Genomic DNA, 20,349 nt, shown 5'->3' with positions numbered 1-20,349 from the left:
GCAGTTCCTGTTCCGAAGTGTGGACGATCGACAACGCACGCTGCGTCATCGCAAGGAACCGACTTTATTCGAACCTGTGAGCGCGAAAAATGGCGATAGACGCTTAGTTTATTTCCTGTCAGGAACGAATCGGGCGCCGTCAGCCGATCGCGCCGAACAGCCGCTCCAGATCGAGATGGGCCGCGAGCGTATCGGCGAGCCGATCGAGCGACGCCTCGCGCAGCGCCGGATAGTCGAGCGGCGGCGCATCGGCAAGACCGGCCCAGCCGAGCAGCGCCGCGCACGCCGCCGGCGTGTCGAAAAGCCCATGCACGTAAGTCGCGAAAATCTGCCCGTCCGCCGACAACGCGCCATCGGGCCGTTCGCTGCTGCCGCCGTCGATTCCCTCGCCGCCGGACGCCGACGCAAGCCATACGGCCGGCGACGCCAATGCCGGCCCCTCGGTCTCGCCCATATGGATCTCGTAGCCGGCCAGCTCCGGCGCGCCGGGCAGCGCGAGCCGGCCTGTCACGTTCTTCAGCGTCTTCTCCTGCGTGAGCGTCGTCGAGAAGTCGAGCCAGCCGAGGCCCGGCACGCTGCCAGGCGGCCCTTCGACGCCATGCGGGTCCGCGACCTCGCGCCCGAGCATCTGCATGCCGCCGCATACGCCGATCACGCGCCCGCCGTAACGCAGATGCCGTTGCAGCACCGCGTCCCATCCGTGCGCGCGCAGAAATGCGAGGTCGCCCTGCACGTTCTTGGAGCCGGGCAGAATGATCAGATCCGCGGCAGGCGGCTGCACGCCCGCTTTGACGTAATGGAAATCGACGCGCGGGTGCGCACGCAGCGCGTCGAAATCGGTGTGGTTGCTGATATGCGGCAACGCCGGCACGACGACGCGCAGCACGTCGCCCGCCGCCGCGTCGCCCGCACTGCCGGTGGCCGCGCCGGCTGCGGCGCGCAGTTCGCGCGGCAGCATATCTTCCGCGTCGAGCGTGAGCCCATGCAGATACGGCACGACGCCGAGCACCGGCTTGCCGGTACGCGCCTCGAGCCAGTCGAGGCCCGGCTTCAGCAAGCCCGGATCGCCGCGAAACCGGTTGATGACGAAGCCGCGCACGCGCGCCTGCTCGCTCGCGGACAGGCAGGCGAGCGTGCCGGTCAGATGCGCGAAGACGCCGCCGCGGTCGATATCGGCGACGAGCACGACCGGGCAATCGACCGCCTGCGCAAACCCCATGTTCGCGATATCGCGCTCGCGCAGGTTCACTTCGGCCGGACTGCCCGCGCCTTCGACGAAGATCGTGTCGTACGCGGCCTGCAAGCGCCGGTACGACTCGAGCACCGCTTCGAACGCAACCGGCTTGTAGTCGTGGTACGCGCGCGCATCGAGATTCATGCGCGCCTTGCCGTGAACGATGACCTGCGCGCCGCGATCGCTCGTCGGCTTCAGCAGCACCGGATTCAGATCCGTATGCGCGTCGATGCCGGCCGCCACCGCCTGCAGCGCCTGGGCGCGGCCGATCTCGCCGCCGTCGACCGTCACCGCGCTATTGAGCGCCATGTTCTGCGGCTTGAACGGCGCGACGCGCACGCCCGCGCGCCGCGCGAGCCGGCACAGGCCCGCGACGAGCGTGCTCTTGCCCGCATCGGAGGTGGTGCCCTGAATCATCAGCGTGCCGCGCGGCGGCTTCGTGACAGGCCGATCGGGCTGACCGGATGAACAGGATGGCGTGGTGGCGGTGGTCGACAAGGTCAGGAGGCAGTGCGCGCGACGGCGACGCGTCGCGCACTGAAAACAAACAGGGCGAAGGCCGCATTATTGCATCGCGCCGGTACAATCACGCGCATGATTTCACCGGACGTCACCTTTATCGTCGGCGGCGCGCGCTCGGGCAAGAGCGCGCACGCCGAACGGCTCGCGAGCGACAGCGCGTGCCCCGTCACCTATATCGCCACCGCACGCGTTGCCGACGCCGAATTCGCCGCGCGCGTCGAACTGCACCGCGCACGGCGGCCCGCGCACTGGCGCATCGTCGAAGCGCCGCTCGACCTTGCGGCCGCGCTCGGCGCCGCCGATGCGCCCGGTCACTGCATCCTCGTCGACTGTCTGACGCTGTGGCTCGCCAACCTTCTGTGCCCCGCCGATGGCGCAGCGCCTGCCGCGGACTATCCACAGCGTTTTGACGCACTCGATGCGGCGTTGGCCGCCGCGCAAGCGAAAGTGATCGTCGTCAGCAACGAGATCGGGCTTGGCGTCGTACCGCTTGGCGCGGCGACACGGCTCTATGTAGACGAACTCGGCCGGCTCAATCAGCGCATCGCCGCACGCGCGTCGACTGTTACGCTGATGGTCGCGGGTTTGCCGTTGGCGCTGAAGGGCGCCGTTCCGAACGAAGCGTCGCCGCACGCAAAGGGCCGTTGAACGATGCTGTCGATGCCTCTGATCGCCGCGTGCGCGACCGCCGCAATGATCGTCGACCGCTGGTTGGGCGAGCCGCGCCGCCATCATCCACTCGAAGCATTCGGCCGCCTCGCGATGCGGCTCGAAGCCCACTACAACACGGGCCGCCGCGGCCGCCCCGCGGGGCTCGCCGCCTGGATGCTGGCCGTGGTGCCGCCCGTCGCGGTCTCGTGGCTGCTCGTCGAGATTCTGCCGCTGACGCTCGCCTGCGTGCTGCACGTCGCGCTGTTGTGGTTCGCGCTCGGCGCGCGCAGCCTGCGCGAGCATATCGCACCGATCGCGCTGGCACTCGGGCGGCGCGATCTCGACGAGGCGCGCGAACTGACGTCGCGGATCGTGTCGCGCGACACCGCACACGCGGACGAACCGGCGCTGGCGCGCGCCGCCGTCGAATCGGCGCTCGAAAACGGCAACGACGCCGTGTTCGGCGCGCTCTTCTGGTTCGCGGTGTTCGGCGGCCCCGGTGCGCTCGCGTTTCGTCTCGCGAATACGCTCGATGCGATGTGGGGCTACCGCACGCCGCGTTATCTGCGCTTCGGCTGGGCCGCCGCACGCATCGACGATGTGCTGAACTGGGCGCCCGCGCGTCTGACTGCCGCGAGCTACGCGCTGCTCGGCGATACGCGCACCGCCTGGCGTTGCTGGCGCGAGCAGGCGCCGCGCTGGGACAGCCCGAACGCGGGCCCGGTGATGGCCTCCGGCGCGGGGAGCCTCAACGTGCTGATCGGCGGGCCGGCCGTCTATAACGGCGAAGTCGAGCGGCGGCCGACGTTGGGCGCGGGCGAACCGCCGGGCGCCACGCACGTGCATGCCGCGCTTGCGCTTGTCGAGCGCACGGAAATCCTGTGGCTCGCCGTGCTGATCGTGCTCGCGCTGACGAGCGTGCCGTTCCAGGCATAGCGATACGTCCATGCCGTACATGCCGTACATGCTCACCAGCGCGCCGCACATGTTGACCGACTCCATGACCGACACCCCCGCTTCCCCGATCACCCATGGCGGCAACCTGCACGAAGCCGCGGGCCTCTACGGCATTCCGTACGAGGCGTGGCTCGATCTGTCGACGGGCATCAATCCGCACGGCTATCCGGTGCCGCCGGTTCCGGCCGACGCGTGGCGCCGCCTGCCCGACGACGGCGACGGCTTCGCCGCACTGGCCGCGCGCTACTATGGCGCGCCTGACGCATCGCATGTACTGCCCGTAGCAGGCAGCCAGGCGGCGATTCGCGCGCTGCCCGCGTTGCTGCCGCGCGCGACGGCCGGCATCGCGCCGCTGACCTACAGCGAGTACGCGCCGGCTTTCTCGCGCGCGGGACACGAAATCGCGCCGCTCGATGCGACGCGCGCCGCGCCGCCCGACGCAATCACGCATGCGGTGATCGTGAACCCGAATAATCCGACCGCCGATTACGCGAGCGCGAACACGCTGCTCGAGTGGCACGCGCAATTGTCGGCACGCGGCGGCACCTTGCTCGTCGACGAAGCGTTCGCCGATGCGATGCCCGCGCCGTCGGCGTCGCTCGCCTCGTTCACTGCGCGGCCGGGACTCGTCGTGCTGCGCTCGCCGGGCAAGTTCTTCGGCCTCGCCGGTGCGCGCGCGGGATTCGTGCTGGCGGCGCCCGCGCTGCTCGACGCGCTGCGCGCAACGCTCGGTGCATGGACCGTGAACGGGCCTGCGCGTCATGCGGTAGCGGCGGCGCTTGCGGATACCGCGTGGCAATGCGAAATGCGCGCGCGGCTCGCCGAGGACGGCGCGCGACTCGCCGCGCTGTTGCATGCGCAAGGTCTGAGCGTGCATGCGACGCCGCTTTTCGCCTGGAGCGCCGATACTCGCGCGCACGCGTTGCATCGCGCGCTCGCGCAACGCGGCATCTGGACGCGTTACTTCGCGCAGCAGGCGAGCGTACGCGTCGGGCTGCCCGCGACGGAAGACGGATGGACGCGGCTCGAACTCGCGCTAGCGCAAAGTGTGCGCGAGATCGATACGCATGCGTCGCGATAAAGTCATGCGCGTGCGGCCATCGCGCGGGTCAGCGTTCACGAGCGTTTGCTCTCGCGCCGTGCTGGCGGCGCGCGCCACCTGCGCCGCGCGCATCGCGTCTATCGCGTCTATCGCGGTCGCGGTCGCGCACACCGCGATCGCCGCCGCAGCGCCCATCACCGTTACCGACGACACCGGCGCCACCGTCACGCTGACGACGCCCGCCCGACGCGTCATCAGCCTCGCCCCGCACACGACCGAACTTCTCTACGCGGCAGGCGGCGCAGCAACGATCGTCGGCGCGGTCAGCTACAGCGATTACCCGCCCGAAGCGAAGCAGTTGCCGCGCGTCGGCGACAACACGGCGCTCGATCTCGAACGCATCGTCGCGCTGCGGCCCGACCTGATCGTCGTGTGGCGGCACGGCAATGCGCAACGGCAGATCGAACAGCTGCGCGAGCTGCATGTGCCGCTCTTTTTCAGCGAGCCGCGCCATCTCGACGATGTCGCAACCACGTTGACGAAGCTCGGCGAGCTGCTGGGCACATCGTCCGCGGCGAACGAGGCCGCAAACGATTACCGGAAGAACATCGCGCGCTTGCGCGCCCGCTACGCGGGCAAGCCGCCGGTCAGCGTGTTCTATGAAGTGTGGGAGCGCCCGCTCATGACCCTGAACGGCACGCACCTGCTCAGCGACGTGATCGCGCTATGCGGCGGACGCAATGTGTTCGCGCAGCTCGAACCGCTGGTGCCGACCGTATCGACCGAAGCCGTGCTCGCCGCGAATCCCGAAGCGATCGTCACCGCGGCGCCGGGCGCAACCGCATCGAATACGGCCTTGCCGCAACTCGACAGCTGGCGTCAATGGCCCGCGATCACAGCGGTGGCGCGCGACAACCTCTTTGCCATCGACGGCGATCTGATCAACCGCCCCACGCCGCGTCTTGCGCAAGGCGCGGCGCAACTGTGCGAAGACCTCGACATCGCGCGCTCGCGCAGACCTCGATAGTCGATCACGCATTCCACCGCACGATCGCCCACTTCATCGTCTCGTCGTTACGCCTCAACCACACGACGGCGCTCGCATCGAGCGCCCATTGCAGACACACGTCCACCGTCAGCCTCAACGTCAGCGCCGCGATCACGCGCATCACGCCCGCATGCGTGACCACATACGCGGGACTCAGCTCGCGCGTCTGCTCGTACACGTCGAACCAGCTGCGCACACGCGTGACGAACTGCGCGACGCTCTCGCCGCCATGCACGCGCGCGCCTTCGAAATCGGCAGCCCACGCATCGATCAGCGCGCGATCGATATCGTCCCAGCGCTGCAACTCCCACGTACCGAAGTCCATCTCCTTCAGACTGTCGTCGCTGCTCGCGGTACAGCCGAAGTTGCCCGCCAGCGCCGCGGCAACCGTCGCGCAGCGCGTGAGCGGACTCGTCAGCACGACGCGCGGCGCAGGCACCTGCAAGGTGGCGAGGCGCACCGCGATCGCTTCGGCCGACGTCTCGGGGCCGTCCGCGAGCGGCACGTCGCTGTTTCCGTAACAGATACCCGCATCGACATTGACAGCCGGGTGACGAATCAGGACCACATCCATGCGACCCCCGTCAGATAAATAGCCAGTTCGAAGACCTGCTGCGCGAAGCCGAGGCAATCGCCGGTATAACCGCCGATGCGCCGCACGAAATAGCGGCCGAGCGCGATACGCAGCGCGCACAGCACCGCGGCGACCAAGCAACCTTCGCGCCAGTCGGGCCAGAAAATCCATGGCACGCCTAACGCCAGCGCACACGCAAACGCGCCATGCGTCATCGGCCGCGCGACCGGTTTTGCCTTGCCTTCGGCGCGCACGTAATCGAGCGTGACGAGGTAGCTGATCGCACACGCGCGACTTGCCGCATGCGCGGCAAGCATCAGCCACGCTGCGCGCAACGGCGGCAATACCGCAAGCGTCTGCCATTTCAGCGCGAGCGAAACCACCAGTGCGATCGCGCCGAAAGCACCGATGCGCGAGTCTTGCATGATGCGTAATACATCTTCGCGCGAATAGGCACCACCGAACGCATCGATGCAATCCGCAAGGCCGTCCTCGTGAAATGCGCCGGTCACGAAAAGCGTCGCGGCCATCGACAGCAGCACGGCGATGCCCGGCGGAAAAAAACGCAGCGCCGCGAGATACACGAGCGCGCCGAGCGCACCGACGATCACGCCGACCAGCGGGAAATAACGCGCCGCGCCGTTCAGATAGTGCGGCTCGTAGCCGACCCAGCGCGGCACCGGCACGCGCGTGAAGTAACCGAGCGCGGTAAAAAAGTAACGCAGTTCAGCGAGCGGATTCATCGTCGTGCACTTTCGCCTTCGTACGATTCGGTGCGCGTGCGCATGCCGGGCGAGCATCGACGGGTCCGCTCGCGGGTTCGCTCATGCACGCATTCGTGCGACCGTTCGTGCCGTCGCTCCTGCGACCGTTCTTGCGAGCCGCCGGTGTATGGCTGGTCACGCATCGCGATTCGCCACACCCGCCGATTCGAAACTCGCCATCTCGTTGATGAAGGCGGCGGCCGCGCGCAGGAGCGGCACGGCAAGCGCCGCACCGGTCCCTTCGCCTAAGCGCAGGTCGAGCGCGAGCAACGGCTTCGCGCCCAGATGGTCGAGCATGCGCCGATGCCCGGTTTCGTTCGACGCGTGCGCGAACACACAGTAGTCGCGCACGGCCGGCGCCAGCGCGAGCGCAACGAGCAATGCAGCACTGGCGATAAAGCCATCGACGAGAATCGTCATGCGCGCCTGCGCCGCCGCGACGTAAGCGCCCGCCATCATCGCGATCTCGAAGCCGCCGAAGGTCGCGAGCACATCGAGCGGTTCGCGCGCGTTCGTATGACGTTCGAGCGCGGCGGCGAGCACGTCGCGCTTTTTCGCGAGTCCCGCGTCGTCGAGACCGGTGCCGCGCCCGACGCATGCATCGATCGGCAGCGCGCAGAGCCGGCTCATCACGCAGGCAGCCGCCGACGTGTTCGCGATCCCCATTTCGCCAAAGCCGATCACGTTCGTGCCGAGCGACGCGTGATGCCGCACGCGCGCCGCGCCGGCCTGCAGCGCGGTCAGTGCTTCGTCACGCGTCATTGCCGGCTCGTTGGCGAAATTGCGCGTGCCGCGTGCGACCGGAATATCGACGAATTGCGCCGCCGGCGGAAGCGGCGTCGCCACGCCCGCGTTGACGACTTCGAGCGTCACGCCCGCGACTGCGGCGAGCGCATTGATCGCCGCGCCGCCCGCAAGGAAATTCAGCACCATCTGCGCGGTGACTTCCTGCGGATATGGGCTCACGCCCTCTGCCGCGACACCGTGATCGGCAGCGAACACGATCATCACCGGACGTTCGATGCGCGGACGCGCCGTGCGCTGGATCAGGCCCATTTGCAGCGCGAGCGCTTCGAGCTGGCCGAGGCTGCCGGGCGGCTTCGTCTTCGTATCGATGATGTGCTGCAGTTCGGCACGCATCGTTTGATCGAGCGCTTCGACGGACGGCGGGAAATACGCGTGTTTCATGGATGGAATCGGGTGAGGATCGTCAATGGGAAGTCGGTGTGTTGCCGGCGCGCGTGATGGGCGGCATCGCGCGGGCTCCAGTGTAGGGCCGCAGCGCGGGAACCAGCGCTTCGTGGTCCCCGTCGCGGATCAGCGCGAGCGGATAGCCGAACGCGCGACTCGCGAGTTCCGGCGTCAGCACGTCGCGCGCGGGGCCGGCGTCGATTCTGCCGCGGCCGTCGAGCAGCAGTGCGTGCGTCGCGAAGCGGCGGGCGAGATTGAGGTCGTGGCATGAGAAGAGGATCGTGCGCGCCGCGCGGTGGTCGTTGCCGTGGTCGGCGCGCTGCCATTCGTGCTGATCTTCGTGCTGCCCTTCGCGCTTCTCCTCACGCTTCACGTCGCCCGTCGCGTGCGTCCATGCGGTGAGCGCTTCGAGACAGTCGATCTGATGATGCAGATCGAGATGCGCAAGCGGCTCGTCGAGCAACAGCAGCGGCGCATCCTGGCACAGCACGGCCGCCAGCGCCACACGCTGGCGCTCGCCGCCCGACAGCGACAGCACGTCGCGCCGCGCGAAGTCCGCGAGGCCCAATAGCGCGAGCGCCGCCTGGGCGGCCGCGCGATCGTCGGCGCGCTCCCAGCCCCAGCCGATCAGATGCGGAAAACGGTTCAGCAACACGATGTCGAGCACACTCGCGCTAAACGCGTCGTGCACGCTTTGCGGCATCAACGCGCGACGTTGCGCGAGACGCGCGGATGGCCAGTCGGCCACGCGCGTGCCGTCGATTTCGACATGGCCGGCAGCCGGGCGCACGAGGCCCGCGAGCGTCGCGATCAAGGTCGTCTTGCCCGCGCCGTTCGGCCCGGCAATGCACCAGATCTCGCCCGGATGAAACACATGCGTGAAGTCGTCGACGAGCGTGCGCGTGCCCGTGCGCAAGGTCAGATGCTGCGCGCGGAGCGAGGCGGCGAACGCTGCGTTCGAATCGGTCTTCATCATCGCCGCCTGTGCAACAGCATCCAGAGGAACACTGGCACGCCCGCGAGCGCGGTGATCACGCCGACCGGCAATTGCGCGGGCGCGATCGCCGTGCGTGCGACGAGGTCCGCGCCCATCACCGCGGCGCCGCCGCCGAGCGCGGCCGCGGGCAGCAGCATGCGCTGGTCGTTGCCGAATGCGAGCCGCAGCATATGCGGCACGACGAGACCGACAAAGCCGATCGTACCGCCGGTCGTCACGGCCGCGGCCGTCGCCAGCGATGCGACGAGATAGACGCGCAGGCGCAAGCGCACGACCGGCACACCGAGCGCACGCGCGGCCGCATCGCTGCGCAACAGCACGTTCAGTTGCGGCGCGACGGGCACGATCGCGGCCATCGCGAGCACTGCGGCCGCAAGCGCGGCCCACGGCAGCGCGCCGCCGTTCAGGTCGCCGGTCAGCCAGAACAGCATGCCACGCAGGCGGCTTTCGGGCGCGACAGTCAACAGCAGCGTGATGACCGCGCCCCAGCCGGCGGCGATCACGACACCCGTCAGCAGCAGTCGCGGCGACGTGTCCTGCGGTTCGCCGCGCCACAGTTCGCCGCGCGCGAGCCCGAGCACGAAGAGGATCGACGCGAACGCACCGGCGCATGCGCTGGCATCGACGACCCACCACGCGCAGCCGGCCATCATCGCGAACAGCGCAAAGGTCGCGGCGCCGCCCGAGACGCCGAGCACATAAGGCTCGGCAAGCGGATTGCGCAACAGCACCTGCAGCAGCGCGCCTGCGAGCGCGAGCAGTGCGCCGCATGCAAAGCCGGCCAGCGCGCGCGGCAGCCGCAAGCTGCGGACAATCTCGCCGGCGACATCGGCCGGCGCGCCATGCATGGATGCGGGCGCCGGTACGAGCGCCGCCAGCACGCGCGCGGGCGCGATCGACACGCTGCCGAGCGCAAGCGAAGCGACGAAGATAATCAGTGCGAGCGCGGCGAGCATGGCCCAGATCGCGGCCGCGCGGCGCGAGGTCATTGCATGCGCAACCGTCTGCGCCGAACGATTCGTTTGCGCGAGATCAGTCACGGTGGGCCGATGCGCTGGCGAGGGTGATGCGTGTAGGCGAATTCATCATCGTTGTCGAACGGGTTCCGTTTATTTGCGCTCACGGTCGGACCATGCTGCGCGTCAGACCATGCGGCGCGTCGGATTATGCCGCGCGCCGCCGTGCCGCGATGCGCCGGAACGGCTTGCAACCGCCTTCCACCGCTCGCCCCTGGCGCTGCCCGTAGCCGAGATAGTAACGGTTTGCGCGGCGCGAACCGGAATATCGCGGCGATGGATGGGCGTACGCGATTGTCGCGGATCGGCGGTCGCCGGTGACCATCACGGGTGTGCAAAGCGGATGCGATAGGTCGGCAGGACGAAGGGATTGGCGCATCGTTTCGCTAACGGTCGCCCGCTTTGCGTGCGCCGGCAGAACGCTGTTCTCCGCGCGGCCCGACTCGGTCGACGCTGCCGCAACGGCCCATTCCTCAGTCCCATAGAACGTTGCTTCATGCAGAAAACGCGTATACGTTCAGTGTTTTACGCATCGCGCGGTCCGCTTCGACGACACGCAATGCGAGCAAAAACCGCAGAAAGCGCTGCTGTTACGTCTCGAAACGAGACAAATGCCCGATCGTCGTGCATTCCGCGCTAAAATGCGGGGTCTCTAGAGGACGCAGCCCCATGCTCACCGAACTCGAAACCCTGTCAAAGAACATCGGCCGCCTGATCCAGATCAGCCAGCGGCATCAGGAAGCACGCGTCTCACTCGAAGCGCAGCTCGCCAACGCTCGCGCCGAATGCGATGCGACACGCGCCGAACTCGAACAGCTTCGCGAAGAGCGCAACGCGTTGCAAGCCGAACGCGATACGCTGTCGGCCAAGATCGACGACGCACAGGTGCGTCTTAACGCCATCCTCGAAAAACTGCCGCGTGCGCGTGCACATGCCGAGCCCGATAATCAGCTCGACCTGCTCAACCCCGAGCAACACGATGAGCACGAAAACGCGCACAGCGACGTGACCCGCCACGGAGAAAACGCATGACCACGAAGCAGATCGAAGTGTCGATTCTCGGCCAGGTGTATCGTCTTGCCTGTTCGCCGGAAACCGAGGCCGAACTGCTCGAAGCGGTCGCACGCGTCGACGCCGAAATGTCGAAAATTCGCGCGAGCAGCAACGTGCGCGGTCAGGACCGCATCGCCGTGATGGCGGCGCTTTCGCTGGCATCGGAACTGCTTCAGTTGCAAACGAGTGTTCGTCACGGAGAATCTTTTCCCGCCGAGGAAATCCGGCGTACAATGGCGCAGATGAATGAGCAGCTCGACACAGTGATCGAGCAGTACAGCGCTCATTGAGGTTTCACCGCAGTGTTCACCAAGGCGCTTGTTGCGATGGTCATTGCAGTGTTCTCCAAGCATCTTTAAGCTTCACCGGTTTTAAGCTTCCCTGCCTGGTTCGCCAAGGTCATATATTCCTTGAACCAATGCCATGTGCACGGTTGCGGAAATTTGTAGCACGGGCGTGCGCGTCACTCTGTCTGATGTACCCGAAGTGCTGCTAACTGCGACCAATTCTGAACCTCCGGTTCAGGATGCCGGCCTAGCGGCTAAGGCGGGGACCTATTTCGAACGGCATCGGACAATCGTCCGGTGCCGTTTTTCATTGGTGCCTCGTTATCGGTGCCCCGGTATGGGTGCGCGGTTATCGAATCGCTCATGGGCCAACTCATTGGACTGATACGACACATGCGCTACTGGCTCATGAAGTCCGAACCGGACGAAGCAAGCATCGACGATCTCGCCAACGCAAAGAAGCACACGCTGCCATGGACCGGCGTGCGCAACTATCAGGCACGCAACTTCATGCGCGACATCATGCAGATCGGCGACGGCGTGCTGTTCTATCACTCGAGCTGTCCCGAGCCCGGTATCGCGGGGCTTGCGGAAGTCTCGTCGACGGCCTATCCCGACCCCACGCAGTTCGATCCGAAGAGCCCGTACTACGACGCGAAGTCGTCGCGGGAAACGCCGCGCTGGATGCTCGTCGATGTCGTGTTCAAAAAGAAGATCGAGCTGATTCCGCTAGCCGCGTTGCGCGAGCACGAAGAACTCGCCGATATGCGCGTGCTCGCCAAAGGCAACCGATTGTCCATCACGCCGGTCACGGACGCGCAGTGGAAGTTCATTACCCGGCGGCTCGCGAAGCCAGCCGCGTGACGCGTTCGGGAACCAGATCGGCGAGGTTACCGCCTAACGGGATCGCAAGGGACTTGCAAGCTCGCATGCGCATGCATGCAATCGCATTGCCGCATCCGCATGCATCGCCGCATGCGCGCTTGCGCCCTCGCCTAACCAAGGAGTCGAACCCATGACCACAAAAACCAGGCTCGCATGGGCCGTTGCCGGACGCTGTGCGGTCCCTCTCGTCATCGCGCTTCAAGCCGGCGCGGCGCACGCGCAAACCGTCGTGCCTTATCAACCGTCGGGCGTGCTGTCGCTCAATGCGCAGGCGAGTTCCGAAGTGCCGCAGGACGTCGTCGACATCACGCTGTTCTACGAGCAGGAAGCAAGCGACCCGTCGACGTTGACCACCACACTGAACCAGCGCGCGGATGCCGCGTTGCAGAAGGCGAAGGGCGTATCGGGCGTGACCGCGCGCACCGGTTCGTTCTCGATCTTCCCTTCGACCGATCGCGACGGCCGCATTTCCGCATGGCGCGGACGCACGGAGGTCGTGCTCGAATCGCACGACTTCGCCGCCGCGTCGAAGCTCGCCGGTCAGATGGCGCCGGCCATGCAGGTCGGCAACGTCCAGTTCTCGTTGTCGCCGGAAGCACAGCGCGCGGCCGAGCAGAAGCTGACCGGCGAGGCGATCGAGTCGTTCCGCAAGCAGGCCGCGTCGTCGGCGCAAGCGTTCGGCTATAGCGGCTATACGATTCGCGAGGTCAACGTCGGACATGGCGGCTCGATTGCGCCGCGGCCCGTGATGATGATGAGCGCGCGCGCGATGTCCGCCGATGCGAAGATGGCCCCGCCGGTGCCGCTCGAAGGCGGCACGTCGACGGTGACGGTCAATGTATCGGGGTCGGTCCAGATGAAGTGATCGACGTGCTGTCGTCACATGTTTCGACGCTCGCGTGATGCTTGAACGCATGCGTCGCGCCGCGTCTTGTAGAAAACTGAAACGCCACGGCATGCCGTGGCGTTCTTCATTTCACTCGCGTTTTGCAGCAACCTCGCGCGGTAAGCCGCGCAGTAACGCGCGAGTAAGCCGCGCGGGTAAGCCGCTCATCAAGCTCAACCCGCGTTGACCGTTTGCTGCGCGTGCCGGCCCGCGCGCCGATACGACCATACAAGCAACGCGACGCCGGCGACGATCATCGGCAGCGACAGCCACTGCCCCATCGACAGGCCGAGCGCGAGCAAGCCGAGGAAGTCGTCCGGTTCACGCGCGAATTCGACGGTAAAGCGCGCGAGCCCATAGCCGATCAGGAACACGGCCGATATCGCACCGACGGGCCGCGGCTTGCGCGAGAACAGAATCAGCACGAAAAACAGCGCGACGCCTTCGAGCGCGATTTCATAGAGTTCGGACGGATGGCGCGGCAGCAGATGATATTGCGCGAACACCTCGTTCAGATGCCACTGCGCGGCTTGCGCCGGATGCGCGGCAAGCCACGCGGCGTCGTCGGGCGCGGCGCCCGGGAACAGCATCGCCCACGGCGCGGACGGCTCGGTCACGCGCCCCCACAGCTCGCCGTTGATGAAGTTGCCAAGGCGCCCGGCCGCGAGACCGGTCGGCACGAGCGGCGCGACGAAGTCCGTCACCTGCAGCCAGGTGCGGTTGCGTTGCCAGCCGAAGATCGTCATCGCGATCACGACGCCGAGAAAGCCGCCGTGAAACGACATCCCGCCTTCCCACACCTTGAAGATGTCGAGCGGATGCGCGAAGTAGAAGCTCGCCTTGTAGAACAGCACATAGCCGAGCCGGCCGCCGAGAATCGTGCCGAGCACGCCGTAGAACAGCATGTCGTCGATGTCTTTTGCGGTCCAGCCTTGTGCGGCGACATGCGGCAGACGCAGCCGCAAACGGCCGATCACGATCGCCGCGATAAACGCGACGAGATACATGAGGCCGTACCAGCGCACGGCGAGCGGACCCAGATGAATGGCGACGGGATCGAAATTCGGGTGAATGAGCATCGTGTGATTATCGGAGTTCGGTTCTGACAGATTCGGATGGCGCGCCGAAGTTTCGGAGATGCCGGGCATGCGCACGCGCGATTTCGATGAAACCGGCGAGCACCGGGCTGACCGCCTGCGTGCGCCAGACGAGCCCCGTTTCGATGGCAGGCACGGCTTCGGTCAACGGCCGGTAGACCATACCGGTGCGCCGCAGATTACGCAACGATTGCGGCACCAGTGCGACGCCCATGCCCGCCGACACGAGGCTGACGATGGTCTGCATCTGGATCGCCTCCTGGCCGATACGCGGCGTGAGTCCGGCGACGCCGTAGCAATCCATAATGATGTCATAAAAGCTCGGCGCCAAACGGCGCGGAAAGATCACGAGCGGCGCATCGGCGGCATCGCGCAGGCTGATCGGCGTGTCGCGCCATTCGGGAACGGCCGCAGCGAGGTCGGCGGCCTGCTCGCCTGCTTCATACGCCACGCCGCCGCTGCCCGCTTCGATACGCGCCGCCTGTTGCGCGGACATCGCGATCACGAGCGGCTCGCGCGCGATCGAAAGCCACGATAGCTGCGTCGCGTAGCGCGGCGGCAGCGGGCCGATCACGAGGCCCGCATCGATATGACCGGCGACGAGTTCCTCGAACTGCACGTCGCTCGTCGCCTCGGCCAGTTGCAGCCGCACGCGCGGATGACGCACGCCGAAGTCGCGCAGCAACGGCGGCAGCAAACCGTAATCGGCCGTCGAGACAAACGACAGCGACAGTCCGCCCGACTCGCCGCGCGCGAGACTTTGCGCGAGCGGCCGCAACGCTTCGGCGCTCGCGAGCAGCCGCCGCACCTCGGGCAGCAGATCGGCGCCGACCGGCGTCAGTTCGACCGAGCGCTTCGTGCGCGCGAACAGTTCGACGCCGAGCGTTTCTTCGAGCGCGCGGATGGCCTGCGACAGCGGCGGCTGGGTCATCGACAAGCGCGCCGCCGCGCGGCCGAAGTGTTTCTCCTCGGCGACCGCGACAAAGTAACGGAGCTGGCGCAGATCGGGAATGGCCGGGACGGACATGGGCAGCCTCAATTAATACATTTTACGACCTAATGAGCCATCAATAATATATTGGACATTCTTTCGGGGAAACTGCATTCTTGCGCGACGCGCCCGGCCTACACTGCATTGACGCCCGATTCACCGGTGCAAGCGCACCTGCCGGCGCGCCGCACACAACAAACCGGATGGAGCTCCCCATGTCGTACAACCGTCGTTCGAAGAACATCACGCAAGGCGTCGCCCGCTCGCCGAACCGTTCGATGTATTACGCCATCGGCTACAAGAAGGATGACTTCGACAAGCCGATGATCGGCGTCGCCAATGGCCACTCGACGATCACGCCGTGCAACGCCGGCCTGCAGCGTCTCGCCGACGCGGCCGTCGCCGCGGTCAAGGGCGCCGACGCGAACCCGCAGATTTTCGGCACGCCGACGATTTCCGACGGCATGTCGATGGGCACCGAGGGCATGAAGTACTCGCTCGTCTCGCGCGAAGTAATCGCGGACTGTATCGAGACCTGCGTGCAGGGTCAGTGGATGGACGGCGTCGTGGTGGTCGGCGGTTGCGACAAGAACATGCCGGGCGGCATGATCGGCCTCGCGCGCGCGAACGTGCCGGGCATCTACGTGTACGGCGGCACGATCAAGCCGGGCAACTGGAAGGGCCAGGCGCTGACGATCGTTTCGTCGTTCGAAGCCGTCGGCGAATTCACCGCGGGCCGCATGTCCGAGGAAGATTTCGAAGGCATCGAGAAAAACTCCTGTCCGACCACGGGCTCGTGCGGCGGCATGTACACGGCGAACACGATGAGCTCGTCGTTCGAGGCGCTCGGCATGTCGCTGATGTACTCGTCGACGATGGCCAACCCGGACCAGGAAAAGGTCGACTCGGCCGCCGAATCGGCGCGTGTGCTCGTCGAAGCCGTGAAGAAGGACATCAAGCCGCGCGACATCATCACGAAGCAGTCGATCGAGAACGCGGTCTCGCTGATCATGGCGACCGGCGGCTCGACGAACGCGGTGCTGCACTATCTCGCGATCGCACACGCGGCCGAAGTGGAATGGACGATCGAAGACTTCGAACGCATCCGCCAGCGCGTGCCTGTTATCTGCGACCTGAAGCCGTCGGGCAAGTATGTCGCCACCGATCTGCATCAGGCCGGCGGCATCCCGCAAGTGCTGAAGATCCTGCTCGACGCGGGCCTGCTGCACGGCGACTGCATCACGATTACCGGCCGCACGCTCGCTGAAGAACTGAAGGACGTGCCGTCGAAGCCGCGTGCCGACCAGGACGTGATTTTCCCGATCGACAAGGCGCTCTACAAGCAAGGCCACCTTGCGATCCTGAAGGGCAACCTCGCGGAAAACGGTGCGGTCGCGAAGATCACGGGGCTCAAGAACCCGGTTATCACGGGTCCGGCGCGCGTGTTCGACGACGAGCAAAGCGCGATGGACGCGATTCTCGCCGACAGGATCAAGGCCGGCGACGTGGTCGTGCTGCGCTATCTCGGCCCGCAAGGCGGCCCGGGCATGCCTGAAATGCTCGCGCCCACTTCCGCGATTATCGGCAAGGGTCTCGGCGAATCGGTCGGGCTCATCACCGACGGCCGCTTTTCCGGCGGCACGTGGGGCATGGTGGTTGGCCACGTCGCGCCGGAAGCGTTCGTCGGCGGCACGATCGCGCTCGTACAGGAAGGCGATTCGATCACGATCGACGCGCACAAGCTGCTGCTGCAGCTGAACATCGACGACGCGGAACTGCAACGCCGCCGCGCCGCATGGAAGCAGCCGAAGCCGCGCTACACGCGCGGCGTGCTCGCGAAGTACGCGGCGCTCGCCCAGCCGGCCAACAAGGGCGCCGTCACGGGCTAAACGCGAGCCACGCGCGTTCCGGGCGTGGGCTCGACCCGAGGCCACGCACGCAGCACGCACACCCCGCCTGAAGACTAAGGGGCACTCCGGAGAGGTTCCGGGTGCCCCTTTGCTTTTATAATCGGGCCACCACCCGGTACGAGCAAAACGATACGCAAATGTGCGCGCGCAACACGCCGCGCAACGTGACCGGCGGAGACCAGCATGAAATCGAAGTCGTATGCGGCAATGGGGTTGGCAGGCGCACTGGCTTTCGTTCTGATCGGACCCGCCGCGGCCCGCGCGGAGGCGTCGACGGGCCTCATGCTCGCGCAAAAGGAAAACTGCATGAGCTGCCATGCGGTCAAGCGCCGCGTTCTCGGGCCTTCGCTCAACGACATCGCCGAGCGCTATTCGACGCGCGGCGATGCGAATCAATACCTGACGCGCAAGATTCTCGAAGGCAGCGCGGGCGTCTGGGGCGCTGTGCCGATGCCGGCCAATACCCAAGTCACACCCGACCAGGCGGCGCAGCTTGCGAGCTGGATTCTGACGCTCAAGTGATTCGCGCGGGCGCCTGGCACGCGGTATGGATGCGCGCGTGCGGGTTCTTCAGGTTCAGCCTCGGGCTTACACGTCGCCGCGCTGCTTCAACTCTTCGCGGATCGCCTCGCGAATCCAGACCGAGACTTCCGTTTCCAGCAGCATCGCCACTTCGCGCGTGACCTGGCCCACGAGCCATGTGTTGTGCTCCTGGATCGCGTCGCGGCAACGCGCTTCGATCAGCGTACGCCCTTCGCCGGTCAGGAAACTGGCGAAGCGGCCGCGTAGCCGTTCGGCAAGCAGGTTCGCGTCGTAGTCCGGCGTCGCCAGCGCGGCGGGCGCGGGCGCCATGGCCGCAGCCGGTGCGGACGAGGGTGCGGGTGAGGATGCGGCTTGCGCCTGAGACGCAGCGGCAGCGGGCTCGGCCGCGGCATACGGCGACGCCGTGTCGCGCTCCGCGGCCGGCGGCTGGGCAAACCCGGGCTCGTCGGGCAAGATGTCGACGAGTTCGGGCACATCGCGCCCCTGCGCGGGGTCGCCCTGCACGATCACCTCGCTGAGGACGGGAATGGCGTCGGGAGAAGAAGACTCGTTCGAATGGGACATAGGTGCTCCGTCAATAAGTCGGACGAACCGATGAGCCGAACCGAGGCCCGGCGGGACGAAGATGACGACTGGCCTGTTATTCAGGACTCGGGATAGGCGGGCAAGTTCCGCCCGTCACGCCGCGGCTGCAACTTGCGGACCCGGTGACCGCCGACGCGCCGCGGTTAGCCGCCCTGCTTGTAGTTGTTCAGCGCATAGCCGCGATCGCGATAGAACCGGTAGCGCTCGCGCCCTGCCGCGAGTTCGTCGGGCGCGTTGCCGACCACTTCGAGCAGGCGCTCGAAGCGCGCGAACTGCGCGGGGACTGCGGCGCCGAGATTGAGCAGGATCTGGTGATGCGGCGCGTCGTCGAGATTCGCGGCCAGCACGACCGGCGTATCGGCGGCGAGCGCGGCACCGGCCATGCAGTGCGGCACGAAATCGAGCGGCGAGAAGGTCCACAACTGCTCGTCGAACGCGCGCAAACGCGGCGGCTCGGCCAGCACGACGAGCGGCTGGCCGGCCTGATACGCCTTGCGCACGAGGCGGCACGCGTACAGCAGCGAGTCGCCGACGTTCGAATGAAAATCGATGCGCGTCATGCCTGGGGCGTTATTGCGCGGCGCGATCGATGAGGAACTGCGACAGCAGCGGCACCGGACGGCCCGTCGCACCCTTCGCCGCGCCGCTCTTCCACGCGGTGCCGGCGATATCGAGGTGCGCCCACGGATACGCTTCGGTGAAGCGCGCGAGGAAACACGCCGCCGTCACGCTGCCGGCCGGACGTCCGCCGATATTCGCGACATCGGCGAAGTTCGACTTCAGCAAGTCCTGGTACTCGTCGTCGAGCGGCATGCGCCAGGCGGGATCCGCCGCTTCCTTCGCCGCGTCGAGCAGTTCGCCGGCGAGCGCGTCGTCCTTCGCGAAGAGGCCCGTGTTGTGATGGCCGAGCGCGATGATGCACGCGCCCGTCAGCGTCGCGATATCGATCACTGCGGCCGGCTTGAAGCGCTCCGCGTAGGTCAGCGCGTCGGCGAGAATCAGGCGCCCTTCGGCGTCCGTATTCAGGATCTCGATGGTCGTGCCCGACATGCTCGTGACGACGTCGCCCGGCTTCGTCGCCGTGCCCGACGGCATGTTCTCGCAGGTCGGGATGATGCCGACCACGTTGAGCTTCAGGCCCATCTCGGCGACCGCGCGCAGCGTGCCGAGCACCGAGCCCGCGCCGCACATGTCGTACTTCATTTCGTCCATCGCGTCGCCGGGCTTCAGCGAAATGCCGCCCGTATCGAACGTGATGCCCTTGCCTACGAGCACGACGGGGGCCGCCTTTGCCGCACCGCCCTGGTACTGCAGCACGATGAACTGCGGCGGCTCGGCCGAACCTTTCGCGACCGACAGCAGCGAGCCCATCTTCAGCGCTTCCATCTGCTTCTGGCCGAGCACGTCGACTTTCAGTTTCCAGTCCTTCGCAAGCTTCTTCGCGGTGTTCGCGAGATAGGTCGGCGTGCAGACGTTGCCCGGCAGATTGCCGAGATCGCGCGTGAGGTCCATGCCGTTCGCGAGCGCCGCGCCCTGCTTTGCGGAGAGCTTCGCGAGCTTCTCGTCGGCCGGATCGACGGAGAAGACAACGCGCTTCAACGCGCGCGCGGTGGTATCGGGCTTGCTCTTCATCTGCGTGAAGCGGTAGGTCAGCTCACGCAACGCGAGGATTGCCGCGCGCACGGCCCAGTCCGACGTGCGCTCTTTGATCGGCGCCTGGGCGAGCGTGAAGGTGATCTGCACGATCTTCGTGCCGAGAATCGCGCGCCACGCGGCGCGCACCGCGTCGCCGTACGCCTTTTGCGTGAACGCATCCTGTTTGCCGAGGCCGACGAGCAGCACGCGCGATGCGCCGATGCCGGACACTTCATGCAGGAACAGCGTGCTGCCGGTCTTGCCGTCCATATCGCCGGCCTTGATGATGCGGGTCAACAGCCCCTTGGTGGCCGTGTCGATTTCGAGCGCCGCACCGGACAAGGTTTGCGACTCGAACACGCCGATCACGATGCAATCTGATTTCCCCGTCAGGAACCCTTGGGTCGAGCCTTTGCTCCAATCACAGGCTTTTATGCTAAAGTCCATCGCGCTTGTCCTCGGATAAAATCTGGGCTTAGGA

General features: G+C 66.5%; 21 protein-coding genes and 1 other RNA gene. 11 read left to right on the top strand and 11 right to left on the bottom strand.

The annotated features are described in order from the left end of the window. Positions 1 to 139: 139 nt before the first annotated feature. Complete coding sequence (locus BTO02_RS07680) at positions 140 to 1,651, bottom strand: cobyric acid synthase (protein WP_075156539.1); 1,512 nt, start codon at positions 1,649 to 1,651, stop codon at positions 140 to 142. Positions 1,652 to 1,828: 177 nt separating this feature from the next. Between BTO02_RS07680 and cobU the strand changes: the two genes are divergently transcribed. The 4 genes from cobU to BTO02_RS07660 are packed head-to-tail and all read left to right on the top strand — an operon-like array spanning position 1,829 to position 5,433. Further along, a complete protein-coding gene (gene cobU, locus BTO02_RS07675) occupies positions 1,829 to 2,404 on the top strand; it encodes a bifunctional adenosylcobinamide kinase/adenosylcobinamide-phosphate guanylyltransferase (protein WP_075156538.1) in 576 nt (191 codons plus the stop codon). A 3-nt stretch (positions 2,405 to 2,407) separates the two neighbouring features. Further along, a complete protein-coding gene (gene cbiB, locus BTO02_RS07670; protein ID WP_075156537.1) occupies positions 2,408 to 3,343 on the top strand; it encodes an adenosylcobinamide-phosphate synthase CbiB in 936 nt (311 codons plus the stop codon). A gap of 49 nt (positions 3,344 to 3,392) precedes the next feature. Beyond that, positions 3,393 to 4,445, top strand: coding sequence for a threonine-phosphate decarboxylase CobD (cobD, locus tag BTO02_RS07665; protein WP_075158680.1), 1,053 nt, complete (start codon positions 3,393 to 3,395; stop codon positions 4,443 to 4,445). Positions 4,446 to 4,449: 4 nt separating this feature from the next. Then, on the top strand, positions 4,450 to 5,433 hold the full coding sequence (locus tag BTO02_RS07660; RefSeq protein WP_083615222.1) for a cobalamin-binding protein: 984 nt from the start codon (positions 4,450 to 4,452) through the stop codon (positions 5,431 to 5,433). A gap of 4 nt (positions 5,434 to 5,437) precedes the next feature. Here BTO02_RS07660 and cobC read toward each other — a convergent pair whose 3' ends face one another. The 5 genes from cobC to BTO02_RS07635 all read right to left on the bottom strand — a co-directional run bounded on the left by cobC (position 5,438) and on the right by BTO02_RS07635 (position 9,969). Continuing rightward, the gene (gene cobC, locus BTO02_RS07655) at positions 5,438 to 6,028 is read right to left on the bottom strand and encodes an alpha-ribazole phosphatase (RefSeq protein WP_075156536.1); all 591 of its coding nucleotides are present in this window, start codon (positions 6,026 to 6,028) and stop codon (positions 5,438 to 5,440) included. Next, positions 6,013 to 6,771, bottom strand: coding sequence for an adenosylcobinamide-GDP ribazoletransferase (locus BTO02_RS07650; RefSeq protein WP_075156535.1), 759 nt, complete (start codon positions 6,769 to 6,771; stop codon positions 6,013 to 6,015). The genes cobC and BTO02_RS07650 overlap by 16 nt, the downstream gene beginning before the upstream one ends. Before the next feature lie 156 nt (positions 6,772 to 6,927). Further along, entirely contained in the window at positions 6,928 to 7,980 is a 1,053-nt protein-coding gene (gene cobT / locus BTO02_RS07645; protein WP_075156534.1) for a nicotinate-nucleotide--dimethylbenzimidazole phosphoribosyltransferase, read from the bottom strand. Between the two features lie 22 nt (positions 7,981 to 8,002). After that, positions 8,003 to 8,956, bottom strand: a complete 954-nt coding sequence (locus tag BTO02_RS07640; protein ID WP_075158678.1) for an ABC transporter ATP-binding protein — start codon at positions 8,954 to 8,956, stop codon at positions 8,003 to 8,005. After that, on the bottom strand, positions 8,956 to 9,969 hold the full coding sequence (locus tag BTO02_RS07635; RefSeq protein ID WP_075158677.1) for a FecCD family ABC transporter permease: 1,014 nt from the start codon (positions 9,967 to 9,969) through the stop codon (positions 8,956 to 8,958). Before BTO02_RS07635 ends, BTO02_RS07640 begins: the two co-directional genes overlap by 1 nt. 696 nt (positions 9,970 to 10,665) lie before the next feature. Here BTO02_RS07635 and BTO02_RS07630 point away from each other — a divergent pair. The 5 genes from BTO02_RS07630 (at position 10,666) to BTO02_RS07610 (ending at position 13,086) form a co-directional block, all read left to right on the top strand. After that, positions 10,666 to 11,028, top strand: coding sequence for an ATPase (locus BTO02_RS07630; protein ID WP_075156533.1), 363 nt, complete (start codon positions 10,666 to 10,668; stop codon positions 11,026 to 11,028). Then, the gene (locus BTO02_RS07625) at positions 11,025 to 11,339 is read left to right on the top strand and encodes a cell division protein ZapA (RefSeq protein ID WP_075156532.1); all 315 of its coding nucleotides are present in this window, start codon (positions 11,025 to 11,027) and stop codon (positions 11,337 to 11,339) included. The genes BTO02_RS07630 and BTO02_RS07625 overlap by 4 nt, the downstream gene beginning before the upstream one ends. Before the next feature lie 85 nt (positions 11,340 to 11,424). Continuing rightward, positions 11,425 to 11,606, top strand: a non-coding RNA gene (gene ssrS, locus BTO02_RS07620) — 6S RNA. A gap of 123 nt (positions 11,607 to 11,729) precedes the next feature. Further along, complete coding sequence (locus BTO02_RS07615; protein WP_075156531.1) at positions 11,730 to 12,200, top strand: EVE domain-containing protein; 471 nt, start codon at positions 11,730 to 11,732, stop codon at positions 12,198 to 12,200. 151 nt (positions 12,201 to 12,351) lie between these two features. Further along, positions 12,352 to 13,086 (top strand): SIMPL domain-containing protein, encoded by a 735-nt coding sequence (locus tag BTO02_RS07610; protein ID WP_075156530.1) that lies wholly within the window; start codon positions 12,352 to 12,354, stop codon positions 13,084 to 13,086. A gap of 194 nt (positions 13,087 to 13,280) precedes the next feature. On the opposite strand, the gene lgt is transcribed toward BTO02_RS07610, so the two are convergent. After that, complete coding sequence (lgt, locus tag BTO02_RS07605) at positions 13,281 to 14,186, bottom strand: prolipoprotein diacylglyceryl transferase (protein ID WP_075158676.1); 906 nt, start codon at positions 14,184 to 14,186, stop codon at positions 13,281 to 13,283. Between the two features lie 7 nt (positions 14,187 to 14,193). After that, positions 14,194 to 15,231: a LysR family transcriptional regulator gene (locus BTO02_RS07600; protein WP_075156529.1), complete on the bottom strand. Its 1,038-nt coding sequence runs from the start codon at positions 15,229 to 15,231 to the stop codon at positions 14,194 to 14,196. A gap of 179 nt (positions 15,232 to 15,410) precedes the next feature. On the opposite strand from BTO02_RS07600, the gene ilvD reads away from it, so the two are divergent. Together ilvD and BTO02_RS07590 are read left to right on the top strand one after the other, a co-directional pair. Continuing rightward, positions 15,411 to 17,084, top strand: a complete 1,674-nt coding sequence (gene ilvD / locus BTO02_RS07595) for a dihydroxy-acid dehydratase (protein WP_075156528.1) — start codon at positions 15,411 to 15,413, stop codon at positions 17,082 to 17,084. Positions 17,085 to 17,288: 204 nt separating this feature from the next. Then, positions 17,289 to 17,627 (top strand): c-type cytochrome, encoded by a 339-nt coding sequence (locus BTO02_RS07590; RefSeq protein WP_075156527.1) that lies wholly within the window; start codon positions 17,289 to 17,291, stop codon positions 17,625 to 17,627. Positions 17,628 to 17,693: 66 nt separating this feature from the next. Here the strand turns inward: BTO02_RS07590 and BTO02_RS07585 are convergent, their stop codons facing one another. From BTO02_RS07585 to BTO02_RS07575, 3 genes are all read right to left on the bottom strand, one after another. Next, entirely contained in the window at positions 17,694 to 18,212 is a 519-nt protein-coding gene (locus BTO02_RS07585) for a DUF2486 family protein (RefSeq protein ID WP_075156526.1), read from the bottom strand. 164 nt (positions 18,213 to 18,376) lie between these two features. After that, positions 18,377 to 18,793, bottom strand: a complete 417-nt coding sequence (locus BTO02_RS07580) for a DNA polymerase III subunit chi (RefSeq protein ID WP_075156525.1) — start codon at positions 18,791 to 18,793, stop codon at positions 18,377 to 18,379. 10 nt (positions 18,794 to 18,803) lie between these two features. After that, positions 18,804 to 20,315, bottom strand: a complete 1,512-nt coding sequence (locus BTO02_RS07575) for a leucyl aminopeptidase (RefSeq protein ID WP_075156524.1) — start codon at positions 20,313 to 20,315, stop codon at positions 18,804 to 18,806. Positions 20,316 to 20,349 lie beyond the last annotated feature (34 nt).

Origin of the sequence: Paraburkholderia sp. SOS3, from assembly GCF_001922345.1 — a bacterium.
Taxonomy (GTDB): Bacteria; Pseudomonadota; Gammaproteobacteria; order Burkholderiales; family Burkholderiaceae; genus Paraburkholderia.
Note: the sequence above shows the minus strand (reverse complement) of the source record. Positions and strands in the feature narration are given on the sequence as shown.

Excerpts from the sequence above, each read along its gene's own strand:
- ilvD (WP_075156528.1), top strand. The coding sequence starts at position 15,411 with ATGTCGTACAACCGTCGTTCGAAGAACATCACGCAAGGCGTCGCCCGC.
- cbiB (WP_075156537.1), top strand. The coding sequence starts at position 2,408 with ATGCTGTCGATGCCTCTGATCGCCGCGTGCGCGACCGCCGCAATGATC.
- cobU (WP_075156538.1), top strand. The coding sequence starts at position 1,829 with ATGATTTCACCGGACGTCACCTTTATCGTCGGCGGCGCGCGCTCGGGC.
- BTO02_RS07600 (WP_075156529.1), bottom strand. The coding sequence starts at position 15,231 with ATGTCCGTCCCGGCCATTCCCGATCTGCGCCAGCTCCGTTACTTTGTC.
- BTO02_RS07585 (WP_075156526.1), bottom strand. The coding sequence starts at position 18,212 with ATGTCCCATTCGAACGAGTCTTCTTCTCCCGACGCCATTCCCGTCCTC.
- cobD (WP_075158680.1), top strand. The coding sequence starts at position 3,393 with ATGTTGACCGACTCCATGACCGACACCCCCGCTTCCCCGATCACCCAT.
- BTO02_RS07580 (WP_075156525.1), bottom strand. The coding sequence starts at position 18,793 with ATGACGCGCATCGATTTTCATTCGAACGTCGGCGACTCGCTGCTGTAC.
- cobC (WP_075156536.1), bottom strand. The coding sequence starts at position 6,028 with ATGGATGTGGTCCTGATTCGTCACCCGGCTGTCAATGTCGATGCGGGT.
- lgt (WP_075158676.1), bottom strand. The coding sequence starts at position 14,186 with ATGCTCATTCACCCGAATTTCGATCCCGTCGCCATTCATCTGGGTCCG.
- BTO02_RS07590 (WP_075156527.1), top strand. The coding sequence starts at position 17,289 with ATGAAATCGAAGTCGTATGCGGCAATGGGGTTGGCAGGCGCACTGGCT.
- BTO02_RS07625 (WP_075156532.1), top strand. The coding sequence starts at position 11,025 with ATGACCACGAAGCAGATCGAAGTGTCGATTCTCGGCCAGGTGTATCGT.
- cobT (WP_075156534.1), bottom strand. The coding sequence starts at position 7,980 with ATGAAACACGCGTATTTCCCGCCGTCCGTCGAAGCGCTCGATCAAACG.
- BTO02_RS07680 (WP_075156539.1), bottom strand. The coding sequence starts at position 1,651 with ATGATTCAGGGCACCACCTCCGATGCGGGCAAGAGCACGCTCGTCGCG.
- BTO02_RS07575 (WP_075156524.1), bottom strand. The coding sequence starts at position 20,315 with ATGGACTTTAGCATAAAAGCCTGTGATTGGAGCAAAGGCTCGACCCAA.
- BTO02_RS07640 (WP_075158678.1), bottom strand. The coding sequence starts at position 8,956 with ATGAAGACCGATTCGAACGCAGCGTTCGCCGCCTCGCTCCGCGCGCAG.
- BTO02_RS07615 (WP_075156531.1), top strand. The coding sequence starts at position 11,730 with ATGCGCTACTGGCTCATGAAGTCCGAACCGGACGAAGCAAGCATCGAC.
- BTO02_RS07630 (WP_075156533.1), top strand. The coding sequence starts at position 10,666 with ATGCTCACCGAACTCGAAACCCTGTCAAAGAACATCGGCCGCCTGATC.
- BTO02_RS07650 (WP_075156535.1), bottom strand. The coding sequence starts at position 6,771 with ATGAATCCGCTCGCTGAACTGCGTTACTTTTTTACCGCGCTCGGTTAC.
- BTO02_RS07660 (WP_083615222.1), top strand. The coding sequence starts at position 4,450 with ATGCGCGTGCGGCCATCGCGCGGGTCAGCGTTCACGAGCGTTTGCTCT.
- BTO02_RS07610 (WP_075156530.1), top strand. The coding sequence starts at position 12,352 with ATGACCACAAAAACCAGGCTCGCATGGGCCGTTGCCGGACGCTGTGCG.
- BTO02_RS07635 (WP_075158677.1), bottom strand. The coding sequence starts at position 9,969 with ATGACCTCGCGCCGCGCGGCCGCGATCTGGGCCATGCTCGCCGCGCTC.